General features: G+C 60.9%; 13 protein-coding genes and 3 pseudogenes. 8 read left to right on the top strand and 8 right to left on the bottom strand.

What is annotated here, in order from left to right:
- Window positions 1-58: 58 nt before the first annotated feature.
- The 4 genes from pdxR (FRZ40_RS15740) (at window position 59) to FRZ40_RS15725 (ending at window position 3,573) form a co-directional block, all read left to right on the top strand.
- Window positions 59-1,468, top strand: coding sequence for a MocR-like pyridoxine biosynthesis transcription factor PdxR (pdxR, locus tag FRZ40_RS15740; protein ID WP_147234840.1), 1,410 nt, complete (start codon window positions 59-61; stop codon window positions 1,466-1,468).
- A 119-nt stretch (window positions 1,469-1,587) separates the two neighbouring features.
- Window positions 1,588-2,004, top strand: coding sequence for a cupin domain-containing protein (locus FRZ40_RS15735; protein WP_147234640.1), 417 nt, complete (start codon window positions 1,588-1,590; stop codon window positions 2,002-2,004).
- A gap of 24 nt (window positions 2,005-2,028) precedes the next feature.
- Window positions 2,029-2,484 carry a carboxymuconolactone decarboxylase family protein gene (locus FRZ40_RS15730; RefSeq protein ID WP_147234639.1) on the top strand — a complete coding sequence of 152 codons (456 nt, stop codon included), beginning with the start codon at window positions 2,029-2,031 and terminating at the stop codon, window positions 2,482-2,484.
- Between the two features lie 540 nt (window positions 2,485-3,024).
- Complete coding sequence (locus tag FRZ40_RS15725; protein WP_147234638.1) at window positions 3,025-3,573, top strand: RNA polymerase sigma factor; 549 nt, start codon at window positions 3,025-3,027, stop codon at window positions 3,571-3,573.
- On the opposite strand, the gene FRZ40_RS44705 is transcribed toward FRZ40_RS15725, so the two are convergent.
- The 3 genes from FRZ40_RS44705 to FRZ40_RS15710 all read right to left on the bottom strand — a co-directional run bounded on the left by FRZ40_RS44705 (window position 3,492) and on the right by FRZ40_RS15710 (window position 6,629).
- The gene (locus FRZ40_RS44705; RefSeq protein ID WP_193566989.1) at window positions 3,492-3,794 is read right to left on the bottom strand and encodes a hypothetical protein; all 303 of its coding nucleotides are present in this window, start codon (window positions 3,792-3,794) and stop codon (window positions 3,492-3,494) included. The genes FRZ40_RS15725 and FRZ40_RS44705 overlap by 82 nt on opposite strands.
- Before the next feature lie 1,043 nt (window positions 3,795-4,837).
- On the bottom strand, window positions 4,838-5,545 hold the full coding sequence (locus FRZ40_RS15715) for a nitroreductase (protein WP_147234637.1): 708 nt from the start codon (window positions 5,543-5,545) through the stop codon (window positions 4,838-4,840).
- 118 nt (window positions 5,546-5,663) lie between these two features.
- Window positions 5,664-6,629 (bottom strand): LysR substrate-binding domain-containing protein, encoded by a 966-nt coding sequence (locus tag FRZ40_RS15710; RefSeq protein ID WP_147234636.1) that lies wholly within the window; start codon window positions 6,627-6,629, stop codon window positions 5,664-5,666.
- A gap of 151 nt (window positions 6,630-6,780) precedes the next feature.
- Here FRZ40_RS15710 and FRZ40_RS15705 point away from each other — a divergent pair.
- Together FRZ40_RS15705 and FRZ40_RS15700 are read left to right on the top strand one after the other, a co-directional pair.
- Window positions 6,781-7,919 (top strand): annotated as a pseudogene (locus FRZ40_RS15705) (IS3 family transposase); the annotation flags it as partial.
- Window positions 7,920-8,468: 549 nt separating this feature from the next.
- Window positions 8,469-8,839 (top strand): annotated as a pseudogene (locus tag FRZ40_RS15700) (YciI family protein).
- Between the two features lie 546 nt (window positions 8,840-9,385).
- Here FRZ40_RS15700 and FRZ40_RS15695 read toward each other — a convergent pair.
- Window positions 9,386-9,832 carry a carboxymuconolactone decarboxylase family protein gene (locus FRZ40_RS15695; protein ID WP_147234635.1) on the bottom strand — a complete coding sequence of 149 codons (447 nt, stop codon included), beginning with the start codon at window positions 9,830-9,832 and terminating at the stop codon, window positions 9,386-9,388.
- A gap of 161 nt (window positions 9,833-9,993) precedes the next feature.
- Here FRZ40_RS15695 and pdxR (FRZ40_RS15690) point away from each other — a divergent pair, with 161 nt between their 5' ends.
- Window positions 9,994-11,436 carry a MocR-like pyridoxine biosynthesis transcription factor PdxR gene (pdxR, locus tag FRZ40_RS15690; protein WP_147234634.1) on the top strand — a complete coding sequence of 481 codons (1,443 nt, stop codon included), beginning with the start codon at window positions 9,994-9,996 and terminating at the stop codon, window positions 11,434-11,436.
- A 222-nt stretch (window positions 11,437-11,658) separates the two neighbouring features.
- Here the strand turns inward: pdxR (FRZ40_RS15690) and FRZ40_RS15685 are convergent, their stop codons facing one another.
- The 3 genes from FRZ40_RS15685 to FRZ40_RS15675 form a co-directional block, all read right to left on the bottom strand.
- Window positions 11,659-12,000 (bottom strand): hypothetical protein, encoded by a 342-nt coding sequence (locus FRZ40_RS15685; protein WP_240057162.1) that lies wholly within the window; start codon window positions 11,998-12,000, stop codon window positions 11,659-11,661.
- A gap of 399 nt (window positions 12,001-12,399) precedes the next feature.
- Entirely contained in the window at window positions 12,400-13,458 is a 1,059-nt protein-coding gene (locus FRZ40_RS15680) for a GSU2403 family nucleotidyltransferase fold protein (protein ID WP_147234633.1), read from the bottom strand.
- Between the two features lie 112 nt (window positions 13,459-13,570).
- Window positions 13,571-13,843: a type II toxin-antitoxin system Phd/YefM family antitoxin gene (locus tag FRZ40_RS15675; protein ID WP_147234632.1), complete on the bottom strand. Its 273-nt coding sequence runs from the start codon at window positions 13,841-13,843 to the stop codon at window positions 13,571-13,573.
- Between the two features lie 968 nt (window positions 13,844-14,811).
- Between FRZ40_RS15675 and FRZ40_RS15670 the strand changes: the two genes are divergently transcribed.
- Window positions 14,812-16,164 carry an MFS transporter gene (locus FRZ40_RS15670; protein ID WP_147234838.1) on the top strand — a complete coding sequence of 451 codons (1,353 nt, stop codon included), beginning with the start codon at window positions 14,812-14,814 and terminating at the stop codon, window positions 16,162-16,164.
- A gap of 49 nt (window positions 16,165-16,213) precedes the next feature.
- On the opposite strand, the pseudogene FRZ40_RS15665 reads toward FRZ40_RS15670, so the two are convergent.
- Window positions 16,214-17,277 (bottom strand): annotated as a pseudogene (locus tag FRZ40_RS15665) (Ldh family oxidoreductase).
- Between the last annotated feature and the right edge of the window lie 127 nt (window positions 17,278-17,404).

The raw sequence follows: 17,404 nt of genomic DNA, 5'->3' as shown, positions 1-17,404 counted from the left end.
TTCCCTTGAGTCATGGAAAAGACCCAAGATCGAACAATCCGAATGTACTATCGCGTCCATGACAAAGCTTTCTATCGGCCTCGATCGCTCCGGACGCATCTCTCTATCAGCGCAAATCTACGGCTCGATTCGAGATGCGATCGAGTCGGGCCAGCTTGCCGCTGGCGCAAGGCTGCCCTCCTGGTCGGATCTGGCCGCGCAGCTCGGCGTATCCCGGGGCACCGTGCGGGCCGCCTATGAACGTCTGATCGACGAGCAGTTCGCGATCGGTCTGGGCGCGGCCGGCACCCGGGTAACCGCGCGGCCCTCGCCCGCGACGACCGGATGGTCGCCCGAGGCGCCGCCGCTGCCCGATCTGTTCTACGACTTCAATGCGGCGCCTTTGGCGTTTCAAATGGGTGTGCCCTCCCAGGACGCCTTTCCGTTCAAGCTCTGGTCACGCATTCAGGCGCGCGCGGCGCGCCGGGCGGCAGCGGCTCCTGTCGGCTACCCCGATCCACGCGGCGAACCGGACTTGCGACAGGAGATCGCGGCGTATCTTGGTGTCTCGCGCGGGCTTCGATGTAGTCCCTCCCAAGTCTTCGTCACGACAGGTTTCTCCGGCGCGCTCAATCTCGCGATTCGCGCCCTGCGCGTGGAGGGCAGACAAGCCTGGTTGGAAGACCCCGGCTTTCCGCTCACGCGTACGGCGCTCGGGCTGGCGGGCATGACCGTGGCAGGCGTGCCGGTGGACACGGACGGGCTCGATATCGACGCAGGCCTTCGGATCGCGCCCGAAGCCGCCCTCGCGGTGGTGACACCGGGCCAGCAGGCGCCGCTCGGGATGACGATGTCCCTCGCTCGACGGATTTCACTGCTCGGCTGGGCCAGACAACACGACGCCTGGATCGTCGAAGACGATTATCTCGGCGAGTTGCAGCTGAAAGGACGGGCCGCACCGGCACTGGCTTCGCTTGATCAGGACGGACGGGTGCTGCACATCGGGACCTTCAGCAAGACGATCAGCCCCGCACTGCGCCTGGGGTTTCTCGTTGTTCCGCCAGCCATGGCACGGCACTTCGGCGACGTCGCGGCGTGCCTTACGCCCGCCCCGGCTGCATCGGAGCAGCACGCCGTGACTGAGTTCATGCACGAGGGACACTATCTTCGCCATCTGCGCCGAATGAAGCGTCTTTACGCTGCACGACAGGAAGCCCTGGTTCGTTGTCTGAAGGAACTGGGCTCGGATTCAATCAAAGTGCGGGCCGCCGCCGGCATGACCGTCGTAGTCGCGCTTCCCCAGTCCGTATCGGATGTCGATGTCGCTGCGCGAGCGCGAGCCTTCGGGCTGGCCCCGGTTCCTCTCTCGCCCTGGTATACGCGCGATCCGGGGCAGCAGGGGCTACTGCTCGGCGTGACGAATCTCAATGACAAGCGCCTGGCGGGCAACTGTTCACGCCTGCTGGAACTCGTTCTAGGACGCCACTGAAGAACCAGCGGCGCGGGGTCCCCGATCGCCTCTTGGTACATCGAAAATGTTCATTCCTGGTGCTTTTGCGTGCCCGCATGTCACACGACAATGCGAAAGCACAAAGGAGCACGACATCCATGAACATTCAATCCATCGCAAGAGCCGCCTGTACAGCCATGGCCTTCGGCATCGCCGTGCCCGCCGCGGCGCATGGTGCGGCTGAAACCGTCACACCTAACTTTCAGCATGCCATTCCCAACATTCCGGGCAAGTCGTTGACCGCCGTCGTCGTCGATTACGCACCGGGTGCCGCGTCTTCAGCGCACAGGCATGCGGGCTCGGCCTTCATCTATGCCTATGTCGTATCGGGCGAGATCGAGTCACAGGTCGATGACGGTCCGAAGCGTGTCTACCATGCCGGCGAAAGCTTCTTCGAGGAGCCCGGCGCCGTTCACCGCATGAGCCGCAACGCGAGCGAAACAGAGCCTGCAAAGCTACTCGCCGTGTTCGTCGTGGACAGCAACGACAAAGCGCTGACCACGCCCATCAAGTAATCCACCACCTTAAGGAGTCACCTCATGAGCAAGCGTCTCGACTACGTTCAGATTGCGCCGGCGGGCGTCAAAGCCCTTGGCGGCGTCTACGGCTACGTCATGCAGAGCGACCTGTCGCCGGTTCTCGTCGACCTGGTCTACCTCCGCGTCTCGCAGATCAACAACTGCGCCTATTGCCTGGACATGCATACACGCGACCTGCTGAAAAAAGGTGTGAAGGTCGAAAAGCTTGCGCTCGTGCAGGCATGGAGGGAAACGGGCCATATGTTCGACGTTCGCGAGCGCGCAGCACTCGCGTGGGCCGAATCGGTCACGCTGGTGGCGCAGACCGGCGTGCCGGACGCGGCCTACGAGGCTGCCCGCGCCGCGTTCAATGAACGCGAACTGGTTGACCTGACCATCGCCATCAGTCTGATGAATACCTATAACCGTATGGCGATCAGCTTCCGGAACACGCCTCAGGCCGTCATGGAGCAGTGAAGCGCCTCGCAACGTGACTCGACGTGGCCTGGCCGGGCGGTTGCATGCAATCATCCTTCAAGTACTATGGATAGGCGGGGCACGAGTAAGTACGTTAAGGCTTCCGACATGACGCGTCAGGAATGTCGAGGACTTCGTGCATATAGGCGTACTCAACGAACCAGCCCTGCTTGCCCGCCCTCTGGACGCAGCCGTCGTGCACGGCAGTAGCGCGATGCTTTCCCTCACAGGATGCTCAGTCCGATCCGACGGAAAATGACTGGCGGCCGCGTATCTTATCCGGAAGCGAACGGGTCGCTATGCGGTCGTTATCCAGTCGCGTGCAAGGTCCAACCCATCGCGGATGCGGTCATCGCGGACCGCACACTGTAAATCTGAAGCGCAAACCGCCCGTCAGCAATCTGCCCATATCGAAGTTGCAATTGCCCGCTAAATTCTCTGCGTTTATCGCGTGCGTCCTGCCAGATGGCGTGCACCGCTTCACTGCCTTCTTCAAAGGCAAATCACCGAGTTCGTAGTCCGTAGCAAGGAACGACTTCCATGACAGGCGCAGACTTGTCCAGCATGCTCGCCGACATGCTTCCGAGGTTATGGGCTTTCGCATTGCGTATTTCCGGCGATCAGCACGACGCCGAAGATCTCGTGCAGCGCGCGTGCGTGCGCGGGCTGGAACGCGCGCATCAGTTGCAGGCGGACACGGCCCCGCTCAGCTGGATGTTTTCGATCGTTCACTCCACGTGGATCAACGAACTGCGTGCGCGTTCGGTGCGCAGCCGTTCGAGCATGGAGTGGGACGACGACTTTCTCGAAACGGTTGAAGACCCGTCGGCGCGCACGCCTGAACAGATCACGATGAACGCGCAGATCATCGAGGCCGTGCAGCGTCTGCCCGAGGCGCAGCGCGTCGTGATGCTGCTCGTCGCCGTCGAAGGCCTCAGCTACAGCGAAACGGCGGAGACGCTCAAAGTGCCCATCGGCACCGTGATGAGCCGGCTGTCGCGTGCGCGTCAGGCCATCGGCGCGCTGTTTGCGGGCAAAGCGGCCCAGCCGCTGAAAATGGCGGCATTCGGCAAGGACTCGGCGTCATGAAAGTAGACGACATCACGCTGATGGCCTACGTCGACGGCGAACTCGATATCGAGGAGCGCCGCGAGATCGAGCGCGAACTCGATCATTCGCCGGAACTCGCGGAGCGTATCGAACTGTTCCGCGCGTCGAGCCTGCCGTTCCACGACGCGTTCGCGCAGCAGAAGCTGCCGCCCATGCCCGAGTCGCTGACGCGCAAGATCGCCGAACTGGCTCGCACGCATGCGAGCTCGACGTCGACTGTGCCACCCGGACCCGCCGCGAACCACGCCGGCGCGCGCCGCCTAAGGCTGGCGTGGCAGGCGTGCCACCGTCCGCGCCGATCCGCTCGCGCATGCGCTTTTCTGCGTCTGGCTCGCTGTCGCGTTCGTTGCAGGTGTGTTCTGCTGCGGTGTTGCGTTGCGTCTGACACCGGGTGTGCTGTCAGGAAGCGTGACGTCGACGGTTGCATCGGCGCAGTCCGCGTCGCCGTGGGTGGTGGCGACGGCCGAGCACGACCGGTTTGTGGTGAAAGGCAGATCGTCTATCTACCGAAATCGGGCGGCCCCGTTGCGCTGCGCGTCGTGAAGGATGCGAAGCCGGGACCAGTCGATCGCGCAGCAGAGGATCGACGACATGAACGTCGTTACGTGGCGGCGGTCGGAATTGAGCTATGCGCTGATCGGCTCTGCGGGAGAGGTCGATCTCGTGGCGGCAGCTTCTGTTCAACCAACGCCTCGCGGTGCGGTAGTCGCGATGCCTTGAAGACGGCGACCTGGTCCGCGACTTCCGCGTGCGTAGTTCGTCGTCGACATTCATACGCCCGGGGTACGGGTCGGAGTGCCACCGCATTGATGTGGCTCGCTTCACTGCGATGTCACGGTTTGATGCCCATATAGTAAAACGCTCGGGTCACCCAACGGGTTGACATGCCGATTGCGGTGCACTCGCGCGAAGATCTGACAATCCGCGCGCCCTGGTACAGCGGCAGCTCGCCACGGGATGGTCCGGCACGGGCGCGCGGCTGAACATCGCATCGACATCGCGATTGGCGACGCATACGACGTCAGGCTGAAGGTTCACTGAAGGACCACTGACGCGGGCATGGCATAAGGTCGACGCCCCTCGATTGAAGCCAGCCGCCGACCGCCTGGCAAGCAACAATCTACGTACACGTTTGGTCCGGAAATTCCCCCGTCGCCTTCCGCAGGCGTCGTCTCGAACACGTTGCGATGAGCCGATCGTGTTCGGAACCAGCGATATCCAAACCCAAAACATCGTTGCCCGGTTAGAGCCCGTAAAACGATGCGAACTCGTCAACGGGTACCTTCGGCATCTGAGGGCGTCGCTTTGCCCATTCAGGATCGCCGTAACCCATTGCCATCGTGCAGACTACCAGTTCCTCGGGGCCGAGAGTCAGCTCTTCTCGAATGACTGCGTGATAACGCGAAAGAAACTCCTGGGTACACGTGTCCAGCCCCCGTGCCTTTGCCGCGAGCATGATGTTCTGGATGAACATGCCAAGGTCCAGCCAACTGCCTTTCTCGAGACGCCGGTCGATCGTAAAGATCAGGGCGACTGGCGCGTCAAAGAATCGGCAATTCCGCGCGGTATTCGCTGCGCGGGCTGCAACGTCTTCCCGGCCTATACCCAGAGACCCGAAAAAGACCGTGCCAAACTCACGTAGACGCGACGCGAACGGTTCAGGTAAAGCCTCTGGAAGGTAGCGATACTCGGACGAGTGATCGCCTGGGAATGCTTCGTGCGCAGCATTGATCGCATCAATCAGACGCATTTTTGCGTCCCCTGCCGTGACATGGACGCGCCAGGGCTGCACATTCGCACCGGTAGCGGCGTACCGCGCGGAATTGAGAATTCCCTTCACGACTGCCGGGTCAACCTCACGATTCAAATAGAACCGGTTGGCAAAGCGACTCATCATGATTCTTTCGAGTTCGGTCAATTCATGCGCTGTTTCGATAACTTCGGTCAACATAGAGATAGCCCTTCAATGAATGCCTGCTTGCAGGCTACACGGCTGGCCCGATTCCAAGAAGTGCATTTTTCTGAAGAGCTAAATGCATGACATGCATGCGAGCGCCTGCCCGCCCGCTCTACGCGGCACTGGTCGCGGCCGCCGTCAAGGCGGCGTCTGCTAAAGCGGCGCGCAGCCAGGCATGGCCACGATCCTCTGTGTGCCGTTCGTGCCAAATCATCTGCAGCGCGCGCGTCGTCGGCTCCCATGGCAATTCCGTTGCGTAGACCATGCCCGAGCGCGCGAAAAACCTGGCGAGCGACGCCGGCACGATCGCTGCCGTTCGCGTCCCTGCCAGCAAGCTCGGGATAGCCAGGAAATGAGGTTGGACGATCCTGAACTCCGGCCGTTTGCCGACCGATTCGAAGGCCGCCAGCAGCGCGGTGCGGTCGAACATCTCCGTCCTTCTCGTCAGTCCGCGCTCAGACAGGAAGCCATCCTCGGAACCTCCGGTAGAAACCACCAGAAGCGGAAGACCGGCGAAGTCTTTCAGGCTGATTTCTCGTCCAGCGAGCGGGTGATTGGAGGCGATAACCATCATGTCCCGTTCTTCGAACAAAACCTTTTGGTGAATTCGGGCTGGCACGTTCGAAAACGATCCAAGTGCGATTTCGACCCGGCCGACATCGATCTGGGTAGTCAAGTCGATCCTACTTGCAGGCAGTAGCGTGATGCCCGCGTTGGGCGCAGCGAGCGACGTTGCTTGAAGAAATTTGGGTAACACGACTGCGGTGATGTAATCGGTTGCCGCGATGCAGAATTGCCGCTGCGTGCTGGCAGGGTCGAACTGCTTCGGCCCGATTGCGCGCTCAATTATCACAAGCGCATCCCGTACAAGTGGCGCCATCTCCAGCGCACGGGCCGTGGGTTCCATTCCGGTCGCCGTTCGCACAAACAGATCATCGTTAAGAAACGCTCGGAGACGGGACAGCGCGTGGCTGACTGCGGACGGGCTTAGATTGATCGCCTCGCTTGCACGAAGAACGTTCCGTTCGCGCATGATCGCGTCAAACACACGAAGCAAATTCAGATCTAGGTTACTCATCGCGATTGCTCTGCTGTGCATCAGTAGCCTGTCAAATTTCCTGTCAATGTATAACCTTGGCGACTAGCAAATCCACACCTACACCAATGGGCGAGTGAGGTTGACCCGCGAAAACGGACACCTATTCTTTTGATGAGAAGGAGGTGTCGAAATGGGCAGACATCGTATGCCATACCCAGCGGACTTCCGGGCCCAGATAGTCGAACTGGTGAAGTCCGGACGTACGCCTGAGGACCTCGCGCGCGAGTTCGAACCGACCGCACAGACGATCATCAACTGGGTCGCGCAGGCCGATCGTGACGTCGGTGTGCGTCATGACGGACTGACCACGGCCGAACGGCAGGAGCTCACGCGGTTGCGTCGTGAGAACCGGCAGCTGAAGATGGAACGGGACATTCTCTCGCAGGCGGCGGCCTGGTTCGCGCGGGAGACGGGAGCCGTTCCGCCGAAGGGCGGTATGGATTCATGAGAGCGAACCGGGCCTGCTGGCCCGTTGCCACGATGGCGCGGCTGCTCGGTGTTTCCACGAGCGGCTTCTACGCGTGGCTGGCACGCGAACCATCGCGCCATGCATGCAGTGATGCGCAACTGCTGGCGCGCATCCGTACGCTGCACACGAGCTCGCGCGGCACGTATGGCGCACCACGTGTCCATGCGCAACTCGCGCGTGAAGGCGTGCACGTGGGACGCAAGCGGGTGGCGCGCCTGATGCGCATGGCAGGGCTTTGTGGCGCAAGCCGGCGGCGCTGGCCACGTACCACGCGACAACGCGCGGGGGCACGGCGTGCGCCGGACCTGGTGCGCCGGCACTTCAGTGCTGAAGCCCCGAACATACTGTGGGTGGCCGATGCGACCTACATCCCGACCGGCGAGGGGTTTCTGTATCTCGCCGTGGTGCTTGACGTATTCAGCCGCCGCATCGTCGGCTGGGCGATGTCGAACCATCTGTATACCGAACTCATGTTGCGCGCGCTGGACATGGCGTTGCATCAGCGACGCCACGAGGGTGTCATCCTGCACTCGGATCAGGGGTGCCAATACACGTCCATTGCGTTCGGGCGGCGCTGCCGCGAAGCCGGTGTGCAACCGTCGATGGGGACGGCCGGCGACGCCTACGACAACGCGATGTGCGAATCGTTCTTCGGCACGCTCGAAGCAGAATTGCTCTCGCGCGAACACTTCGCGACCCACGAACAGGCACGGCGGCGCCTGTTCTCGTTCCTTGAAGGCTGGTACAACGTACGCCGCCTGCATAGCAGCATCGGCTATTGTTCGCCGCTTGAATTCGAAAACCTCAACGTAAAAAGGCAAACCGTATCGCCTTGCGGGTTGCCCACCGGCGGGCAGCGTCATGGTCGTGAGAGGCGACCCGCCGCCCGCCCGTGGACAACCCGCGACTCAACACTCAACGGAGGTTAGATCGCATCAAATCGCTGGCTGCAAATCCGTCCGTCGAACCGGGTCAACCTCAGAGATTATGGCCGGTCCTTGTCCTGGGACCGTTATAGAAGAGAAGCCTTGCTGCATAACAGCCGCGGCCGCCTGAGTGAACGCAATGGCATCCGGCTTCCTCCGAGTGCGCCTTGAACATGTCCGCTCACTGACAGGAGCAGTCGTCCAAATGAGGTGACAGCACGAGCTGTGAAAGGCTGCTTCTGACCTTGCCCCGCGGTCGTGCACGGCGATCGTATCGGGCACGCACCTCATGCGCGAGGCATAACTCGACCGAAAGCGGACAGGCTGGCGAGACCCATTGAAAACTTTTCCAGCACATTGTCGATTTTCGATCATCATCTTCGTCGTCAGTACATCTCCACTCAAAGACTCAAAGGACGTCCCATGAAATACCTCGGCCTGGCCTACTTCAATCCCGAAAAATTCGCCGCGATGGCGTCAGACGATGTCAAGGAATTGGTGAGCCAATGCCCTGCATTGGACGAGAAGATGCGCGCTACCGGCAAGGTTCTGGTTTCCGCGTCGCTTGGCGATGTGGAGAACTGGAAGACGATTCGCCCGCGCAATGGCAAGACGCACGTCACCGATGGACCTTACACCGAGTCGAAGGAAGTCGTGGGGGCCTGTTCATCATCGAAGCGGATAGCCGTGAAGAGGCGTTGCGCATCGCGTTCATGCACCCGGCCGCCATGCTGGGCGAAGAAGGTGGATGGGCTGTCGAGCTTATCCCCATGGATTTCTACCTGGGCCGATAAGGGCTCGGACGCCTGTCTGAAGAATGCGTTGGCGGTCCTTCTTCATAAGCTCCTTTACGGCTTCGCGAGTCATCGCGCGATGTGCGCATCTGCCCGGAGCTTGCCGGCCGACCCTTCGCGCATGAACTTACCGGCGCGGAGTCGTCCGCCGGACCGCGAACGATCCTGTACGGTCAGACGCCCCCCCTCCAAAGCGGTCAGTCAGTCGAATCACGGTTTTGCGAAATGGAGCACCTTAAAGCGCCCGTTGGCGAGCTCACACAAACTGCCAGAAGCGGCCGCATAAGTGCGCATAAGACCGCAAGGAGAGTGACCATTTCCTGACGGATAACCGCCGGTCAGATTCTATTGGACTCGGACGCTATGGACCGAGCCTGTGGACACGGCTGGTGCATACGACCTCCGGTATCTGCCTCGCCCTTCTACATCAACTCGCAACTGGCTGATGCATCTTCAGTAGCCGCTGCGGCAATTGACTGTCTCCATTGGCTTGACGACACAGCGCTGATTTTGTCGGACGTGTCGGCGTCCGATGCCTCGGTGATCTCACATCCTGGCGGCGACCGGGAGTCGGAATGGGGCGCCGAGACGGTTGAAGGCGTTCATCGCGGCAATCGTTATCGTGAGGTCGACAAGACCCTTCGGCGAGAACGCCGCCGAAGCCGCCGCATAGGCTTCATCTGAAGCATGCGTTTCGCTGACGAGAGTCACCTCTTCGGCCCAAGCCAAGGCGGCGCGCTCCTGAGCGGAGAACAGGTGCGGGACTTCGTCCCACACGGGCACCAGCGTCACCTTTTCGATGGACATGGTCTTTCTAAGATCGCGACTGTGCATGTCGATGCAATGGGCACATCCGTTAATCTGTGAAACACGGAGGAACACGAGATGAATGAGTTCCTCGGGCAGGTTGGTGCTTTTGGTCACATAGTGATGGACACCGAAAAGCGCTTTTGCACCGTCCGGTGCGATCTCGCTCCAGTTCAAGCGTGTCATCTTCGTCCTTTGCCGTTTGGCCATAAAATAACGTCTCTAGCGTCACGGGCGCGGGTTGGTTACTTCCCCTTCGCACGTGACTCATGACAGAACGCGACGTTACTAGCCCGAGATTACGGACAACAGGCCCAAGAAATGGCGAAATGACTGAGCCAAAGACTATGCCCACGCTTGCGATTGAGATAGACCGTACTGCGGCGGCGCCCGTTGGCGAGCAGATCTACGCGAGCCTCAGGCAAGCGATTGTCGACGGCCGTCTTCAACCCGGAAGACGGTTACCCTCTGGCAGGGATCTCGCTGCGCAGCTCGGCGTCGCGCGCGGAACGATTCTGGTGGCCTACGAGCGGCTGGCTTCCGCGAAGCTAGTGGTCGGCGCAGGCTCCGCCGGCACACGCGTCTGCGCGCAACTTCCTCCAGCGCCAACCGCGACCGAAATTCCGTTCGATGGGCCACTGGATGCCTTTACACGACCGTATTCGAGCGCGCCACTACCGTTCCAGATGGGCGTACCGGCTCACGATGCATTCCCCGTCAAGGTCTGGGCGCGAATGCGAGCGCGGGCTGTCCGTGCGGACGCCACCGGATACACGACCTACGCCGACCCTCGCGGCGAGCGCGACTTGCGCGCACAGATTGCCAGTCACTTGGCCATCAGCCGACAGATTCAATGCCATCCCGATCAAGTTATTGTGACCAGTGGATACCGTCAGGGACTGATGCTCACGCTCATCGCGCTCAGAGCTCACGGTCGCACCGCGTGGATCGAAGAACCGGGCTATCCGCTCGGAAGGAAAGCTCTGGAGCTGGCGGGGCTTACGGTTGCCCCCATCTCCGTCGATGTGGAGGGATTACGTGTCGAGGAAGGCATCGCTCGTGCTCCGCATGCCGTGTTAGCGCTGGTTACGCCAGGCCAACATGCGCCGCTGGGCGTCGCTCTCTCGCCGGTGAGAAGGCGTACCCTGCTCGAATGGGCTGAAGCGAAAGATGCCTGGATCATCGAAGATGACTACCTGGGTGAACTACAGTTGGTTGGACGGGCGGCGCCCGCCCTGGCTGCGGGTGATGGCGCGCAACGCGTGATCCACATCGGCGCATTCAGTAAGACAATCAGCCCCGCGCTGGGCCTCGGCTTCGTCGTCGTGCCGCGCGCACTGACCGAACGCGTTGTCGAAACAGTTTCAGTAATGGCACCTGCTCCGAATAGGACGACACAGCTGGCACTAACGGAGTTTCTCGCAGACGGACACTTCATGCGCCACCTCCGACACATGAAGAAGGTCTACGCTGAGCGCCGCCATCTCGCTGTTGAACTGCTCAGGAAGCGATTTACGGAGGTCGTGGAATCGGGATTGGGGCTGATTGTCAAGTTGCCTGATGGCGTCGATGACCTGGAAATCGTTCATTCCGCGCGCAAGCAAAATCTTGCACCGTCAGCGCTGTCTGCGTGGTACCTGCGGACAGAGCTCGCAAGGAACGGCCTACTTTTGAGTGTAACGAATCTTCGGCCCGACAACATCCGTGCGGCGTGTACTGCGCTCGAAGATGTTGTTTCAGCACGCATCTCGCAACGTCGAGGCGTCGATCCAAGCCATCGTTTCTTTTGATCGGCTTGGAGTGACCGGTACTGAGAGCTTTGCGGTCATCCGTCTCAGCATATCGGCGGTCCACTTCGGTCGGGCTGAGTCCATCCGCGCTTCGAACTCATCGCCGTACTGTCATTGGTATTTCGCTTCCTCAATGCGGCCAGTCGGCAGTGCGTACTCCCGACCCCTATGTACAGATCGTAACTATGTGCAGACTGTGCGGGGTTACGTAGTTGATTTCCTCTACTCACCTTGCCTGGCCGCTCGGACCACCTCCGGAAACTTCGGGACGGGCCCGTCAAATGGGCGACGCTCCACCAGCCTGACTGCGTAGTCCAGCGCCTGCGCTTCGGCCTCGTCGCGGCTGGCGCTGCCTTTGTAATTCCGCGGCAGATGCCAGTCCACGTAGATTTCACCATCGCGGGCTATCTGCACGAACGCCGCATGGCCCACTGCCATAGGGGCCGCCGCGCCGGGCGCATTGCGCATGTCGTGCACGGAGAGCGTTCTGATACGAATGTCGTATCCGTTGCGCTGTTCGGTTTTTACCGGCTTCATCGGATCACCCGCCATCAAGTGGTTCAAGCCGCTTTCGCCCGACGGCTATGCGAGCATGCGGCAACTGCGTATCCGCCTGCGTGGTGAAATTTTGACGCATGCCTTGCCCGACCACTAGCGGCCGCGCATCAACAACGTCGCGCGTCGGATGGCGGCTCGCATCGCATCGCCCCATGCACGGAGCATGCGATCGACGCGTTCCCAGCAGGGCCGCAGAGCATCGGCAAGGAAGACCGTCGTGCGGTGCCGGCGTTCGAACAGACTGCCGGGCAAACAAATCGAAACACGCAGTGTGCTATCAGTGGAACTACTCTTACGCCAGAGGCGTAGCCTACGCTCGCCAACTTGACAGTGCCGTCGAGAGCCCACGGTTGCTCGGTTCGACATTTCAATCTGGCTTTGACACGACGCGACATCGACGCCGCGCTAGTCCGCGAGCGCCTCTCGCACTTCGTCAAGGGCTGCCGGATGCGCTTCAAGCAGCCTCTGGAGCGGCGCAACCGCACGCTTGACGCGACTGCGTGCACTGGTAGGGAGCGCTTCGCACGCATCCTCGATACTGCCGGGATGATGCTCACCGAGAAAGCCGATGACAACGGCTGCCTGCTGCAGATCCTTGAGGGATTTCGTGCTGTCGTTCGTGCGCAACTGGGAGACGAGCAGCTTGTGTACGGCAAACCGGTTGGCGTCAGGCACGCGTACCGGCACTGCGCCGTGGCGCGAGAGCAGCACGCCGTTCTGCGAGGTTCCAAGGACGTAGGCGAGGTAGGGGAGGCCGGTGGCGTGCGCCTTGAGTTCGGGTACTGGCCGGATTGTAAAATTATGGTCGGCCGACGGCACAAGCAGGTCAACGTGAAAACGCGACGCTCCCGCTTCCTTGAAGGACGTTGCTGGCGCCGACCGGTCGAGCCCTGGCACTTCGACAAACCGGATGCCCGTCTGCTGGAGGATGTCGAGAAGGCCGCCGGCCGGAATATCGGAGAGCGCGAGCTGCTCGCGTCGCGCAATGTCGATGTCTTCGGTGTGATAGCTTGCCGCGCGGATGCCGAGCCGGTTCAGGATCACGCCGTACGCGTGGGAACCGACCAGCGTTCCGCCCGCGGCAAACACGCCGTGGTTGAACAGTGCGCCAACAGTCGCATAGGTCTTCGCGTCGGCCACGGCGAAGTTAAGCTTGGCGAGTTCGCGCACCGTCTTGATCACGGCCTTGACCTCGTCGATACGGTTCTGCACCGACTGTTTCAGCGCGTCCGCATCAGGCGAGCCGACAGGTCCCGCGAGATACGCCTGCCGTTGCCGGCCGTCTCCATCGAGATACTGACGCGCGTAGTACTCAGCGTTGCCTTTGCGGTGCTGGACGATGGTCCCGGGCGCACCGATGAAAACCATATCCTGTGTCTGCGCGACGCGTTCGAGGTCGGCGTACATCGCGTGTAACGCGGTCTCGTGAAGGGTGTAGAGGGGTCCGGTCGACGAGATAACCATGTCTTTCTCAGTAGTTTTTTATAAATTACTGATAATGATACTCTGTCCTGCGCGCGCTGGTATCAGTAGTTTCTCATAAACTACTGATACCAGCGATACCCATGCCGCAGCGCTACCGTCGGCGGAGTTTTTCCTGATGGTCCAACTCGTTGAGCTCCGCAAAGAATTCGTCGCCGTCGGTGTGATCCCTGCGCCCGATCTGCTTCTGGCCGATAGCGAGAATCTTCAGTAGCGCGATTGTCTGCTGTGTCGATTCGTAGGTGCGCACGTCCCGGCCGACGAGCATCGGTTCGCCGTTCTGCGTAATGATGAGAGGCTCACCGGACTCTGCGAGGTCCTTGACGATTTGTGCCGCTTCGCTTTTGAGGTAGCTGATTGGTTTCATGCGATGAGTGATGCTGGCATCAACAGCCTGTTAGCTTTTGCATCCACGACAGCTTACGCTGCGTGTGGATCATCAAGGCCAATGGCTCAGATCGGACCCAAATCAGTCCGTCGGACTTTTCGATAACAGACGGTTTGCGACAGCGGCTCCCTACCTTTATCAGCTCAACCCAGCAACTTGCGGGCGAACAAGTACCCCATAAACAAAACGGCTGCACCTACCAATACCCAATAGAGTATCTTCGCTGGCCTGCTCATCCGGCTCCATTGCTCGGGCGACGGCCCGCCCCCGACTGCTGGCATTTCCCCCCAATAGATGGGTGCTGCGTGGACATTGATGCACCTTCCTTGCGGACGCCGATCCTATCGTCGACATTGTTCAATCTAGGTGCCGATGTCGAATGTCCCTTCCTGGCCGATTGCGTGAGGTCGGCAACGGCCGCTTTGAGCGGCTCCAGCTATCAACCCCCGCGTTCGACCGACTGACGGCTTCGGTGGTGGTCGTCTGACCGAAGTCGAGATCGGTCGTTGGGCCGCTGCTCGCCACAGAGGGGCCGCCGCACCGGGAGAAGGTGGTCGACACATCTCGCCTTTGTCCTCTCGAAGGGGAAGTCAGCGACGCCGTTGGCGCTACTCGATAGCTTCGTTTTTTTGCTGAGATATAGCCGTCTCCTTGTCGATCGCTTGCCCTACCAGCCGAATCGTCGCCTTAAAGCACTGACAGCCGTGCAGTTACTTATGGCGTTCATGGAGAACCTGGATTCTGGTTTCGATCTCATCCGTCCGTCGATGGTTTCGCTCGGGTTTGCCCCTACCTCGCCATAAACAAATGGAATTGCTTTGCGAGGAATATTGATTGGATTTCCAACGGACGCGGGCATATCGTCGCTCAATCCAATGCTGTAATGCGCACGTTTGCATCGGAAACTGGCCCTCGCCGATAGAACAAAATATCCAGGAGACTTACCCATGGAGCAATCCTCTACGGTGCCGCGTGTGCCGGAGTCGGGCAGCAGTAACGCTCAGAACATCGCTTCCAACGACCAGGCTTCCCCACGGGTGCGGCGAATTCAGCGGACCGCGCTTGCTCTACTTCTCCTGAGCGGGGTCATCAATTACATCGACCGCGCGACGTTGTCTATCGCGAATCCGCTGATCCGGCACGATCTCGGACTCTCCGTCGCGGAAATGGGCCTGTTGCTGTCGGCGTTTCTATGGGCTTACGCATTCGCGCAATTGCCCGCGGGCGCGTTGGTCGATCGCTTCGGCGCGCGCGTCATGCTGTCCGTCAGCCTGGCGACGTGGTCGGTGGCCCAAGCGTTCGGCGGTGTGGTGAGCAACTTCGGCCAGTTCTTCGCTGCTCGCATGGTGCTGGGAATAGGCGAGGCGCCGCAGTTTCCGACGGCCGCCAAAGTCGTTCGCGATTGGTTCGGCAAAAAAGAGCGCGGCGCCGCGACCGGCATCTGGAACAGTTCGTCGACGCTTGGTACTGCAATATCAGCGCCTTTGCTGACGGTCTTAATGTTGACTGTGGGATGGCGATGGATGTTTGGCGTCATGGGAATCGCCGGCCTCCTCGTGGCGCTCGGCTTTTTTATCCTGCATCGCGACCCGCATCAGGTCGAGTTGACGCAACGGGAGCGCGCGTATCTGTCGGACGTCGATGGGGAGGCGCAGAGCCGTCCGACATGGCGCGAGTGGCGCCGTCTGTTCGAGTTCAGCACCACGTGGGGCATGCTGCTCGGATTCTTCGGCACGATCTACGTCTTGTGGCTTTACAACGCGTGGTTGCCGTCTTACCTGCAAATGGAACTTCACCTGACTATTGCGAAGTCGGGATGGGTGGCCGCGGTTCCCTATCTCTTTGGCGTGGTGGGCAGTCTCTCTGGCGGAAAGATTTGCGACGTGCTCGCACGGCGAGGCGTGTCGGCGATCAACAGCCGGAAGTATCCGATGGCGGCTTCGCTTTTCGGGGTCGCCGTGTTCACGGTACTGACCGGCCTCACGCACAATGTGACGCTGGCGGTCGTCTTCATTTCGATCTCGATGTTGCTGCTGTATGTTTCGAGCAGTGCGGCCTGGGCGACCGCGTCCGTTGCCGCGCCCGCCAATTGCACCGCTTCCATCGGCGCCATGCAGAATTTCGGCGGCTACTTCGGCGGCGCGCTGGCACCGGTGGTCACGGGCTTCATCGTGCAGCAGACCCACTCGTTCGAGCCCGCGCTGTTCGTCGGAGCGGCCGTTGCCGCCGTCGCGGTGATCGGCTACTGGTTGCTCGTGCGCGGCCCGATTCCGCCGGTCGCGCTCACTCGCGACGTGTAACAGCAAAACAATGCTGCCTCGACGAGAGTATGGGCTCTCGCTCCTGCTGTCAGCCGGGTAGTGCGGAAGGCAGCGGGATGTCATAGCGCCGCGCGCAGGCTTCAAGTGCCGGCGCGATTGTCGAGTGCAGAGCCACTCCATCGCGCAGTTGCTCGCGCTTGAGGTTCAGTCCGCGATCGCCCGGCATGCGCACGCCCGCGGTTCCTGGGCGCGGCGGATTATCGCGGCATGCATCGCCGAGCCAGTCCATCTGCCGCGCGAACGCCGCGAGACCGCCAAAAGCCGCCGGATCGTAGAGCGAAAGAAACACTGTAGCGCCCCATCCATCGGCGGGATCGGCCCGGCCGTGGCCTGCCAGCCCCCCGTCAACGCCTCGATCAGCAACGCCAGCCCGAAGCCTTTATGTCCCCCCGTCATGCCTCCGATCGGCAGGATGGATCCCGGGGGATCCGTGCAGAGCACACCGGGATCGCCGCTGGGCTGCCCATCCGCATCGAGGAAGCATGCTTCGTCGAAGTGTTGTCCCGCTTTGTGTCGGCGCGCGGTCATCCCCAGCGTCACCATCGATGAAGAGATATCGATCAAAAACGGTGTTCCCGAGGTCGGAATGCCCGCCGCGATCGGATTCGGTGTAAATACGGACCGCGTGCCGCCGTGAGGGGCCACGCTTTGCCCCGCCGGGTCGGAACTGCTGAGCAAGATCATGAATCCGTCCGCAGTAGCTCTTTCGAGATAACTGGCAAGGCAGGCGATGTGGTGGCTGCGCCGAATCACCAATGTCGCCGTGCCGTACTTCTTCGCGCGCGGTGCCAGTGTTTCGATCCCGCTGAGAACCAGCCAGGGGCCAGGAAGACGCCGACCATCCCACAACACGCTGCCGCCCCGGTCTGATACGACCTCCGGCTCGCCGGAGCAGGTCATCGCGCCGTTTTCGATCTCACCGATATAGGCGGGCAGCAACGCGAGGCCGTGCGTGTTGTGTCCCATCAGGTCGCCGTCGACGAGCGTGCGAGCGATCGCGAGCGCTTTGACGTCCTCCATTCCAACCCTGACCAGTAGACGCCGTGCGAAGGCTTGCAGTTCATCGGCGGAGTATCGGATTTGTGTATTCATGGGTGGGCGTCAGTGAGGAAGATTGTTCGAAGACAGTCGGAGCGGCAATGCCCGACGCGCTTTGAATTGTCGTTCGAGCTTGCGATAACCGTCCAATCGCGAATTGAGTAAAATCAATTCCATTTGG

Source organism: Paraburkholderia azotifigens (assembly GCF_007995085.1).
Lineage (GTDB): Bacteria > Pseudomonadota > Gammaproteobacteria > Burkholderiales > Burkholderiaceae > Paraburkholderia > Paraburkholderia azotifigens.
The sequence above is the reverse complement of the archived record's forward strand: the minus strand, read 5'-3'. Positions and strand labels throughout refer to the sequence as shown.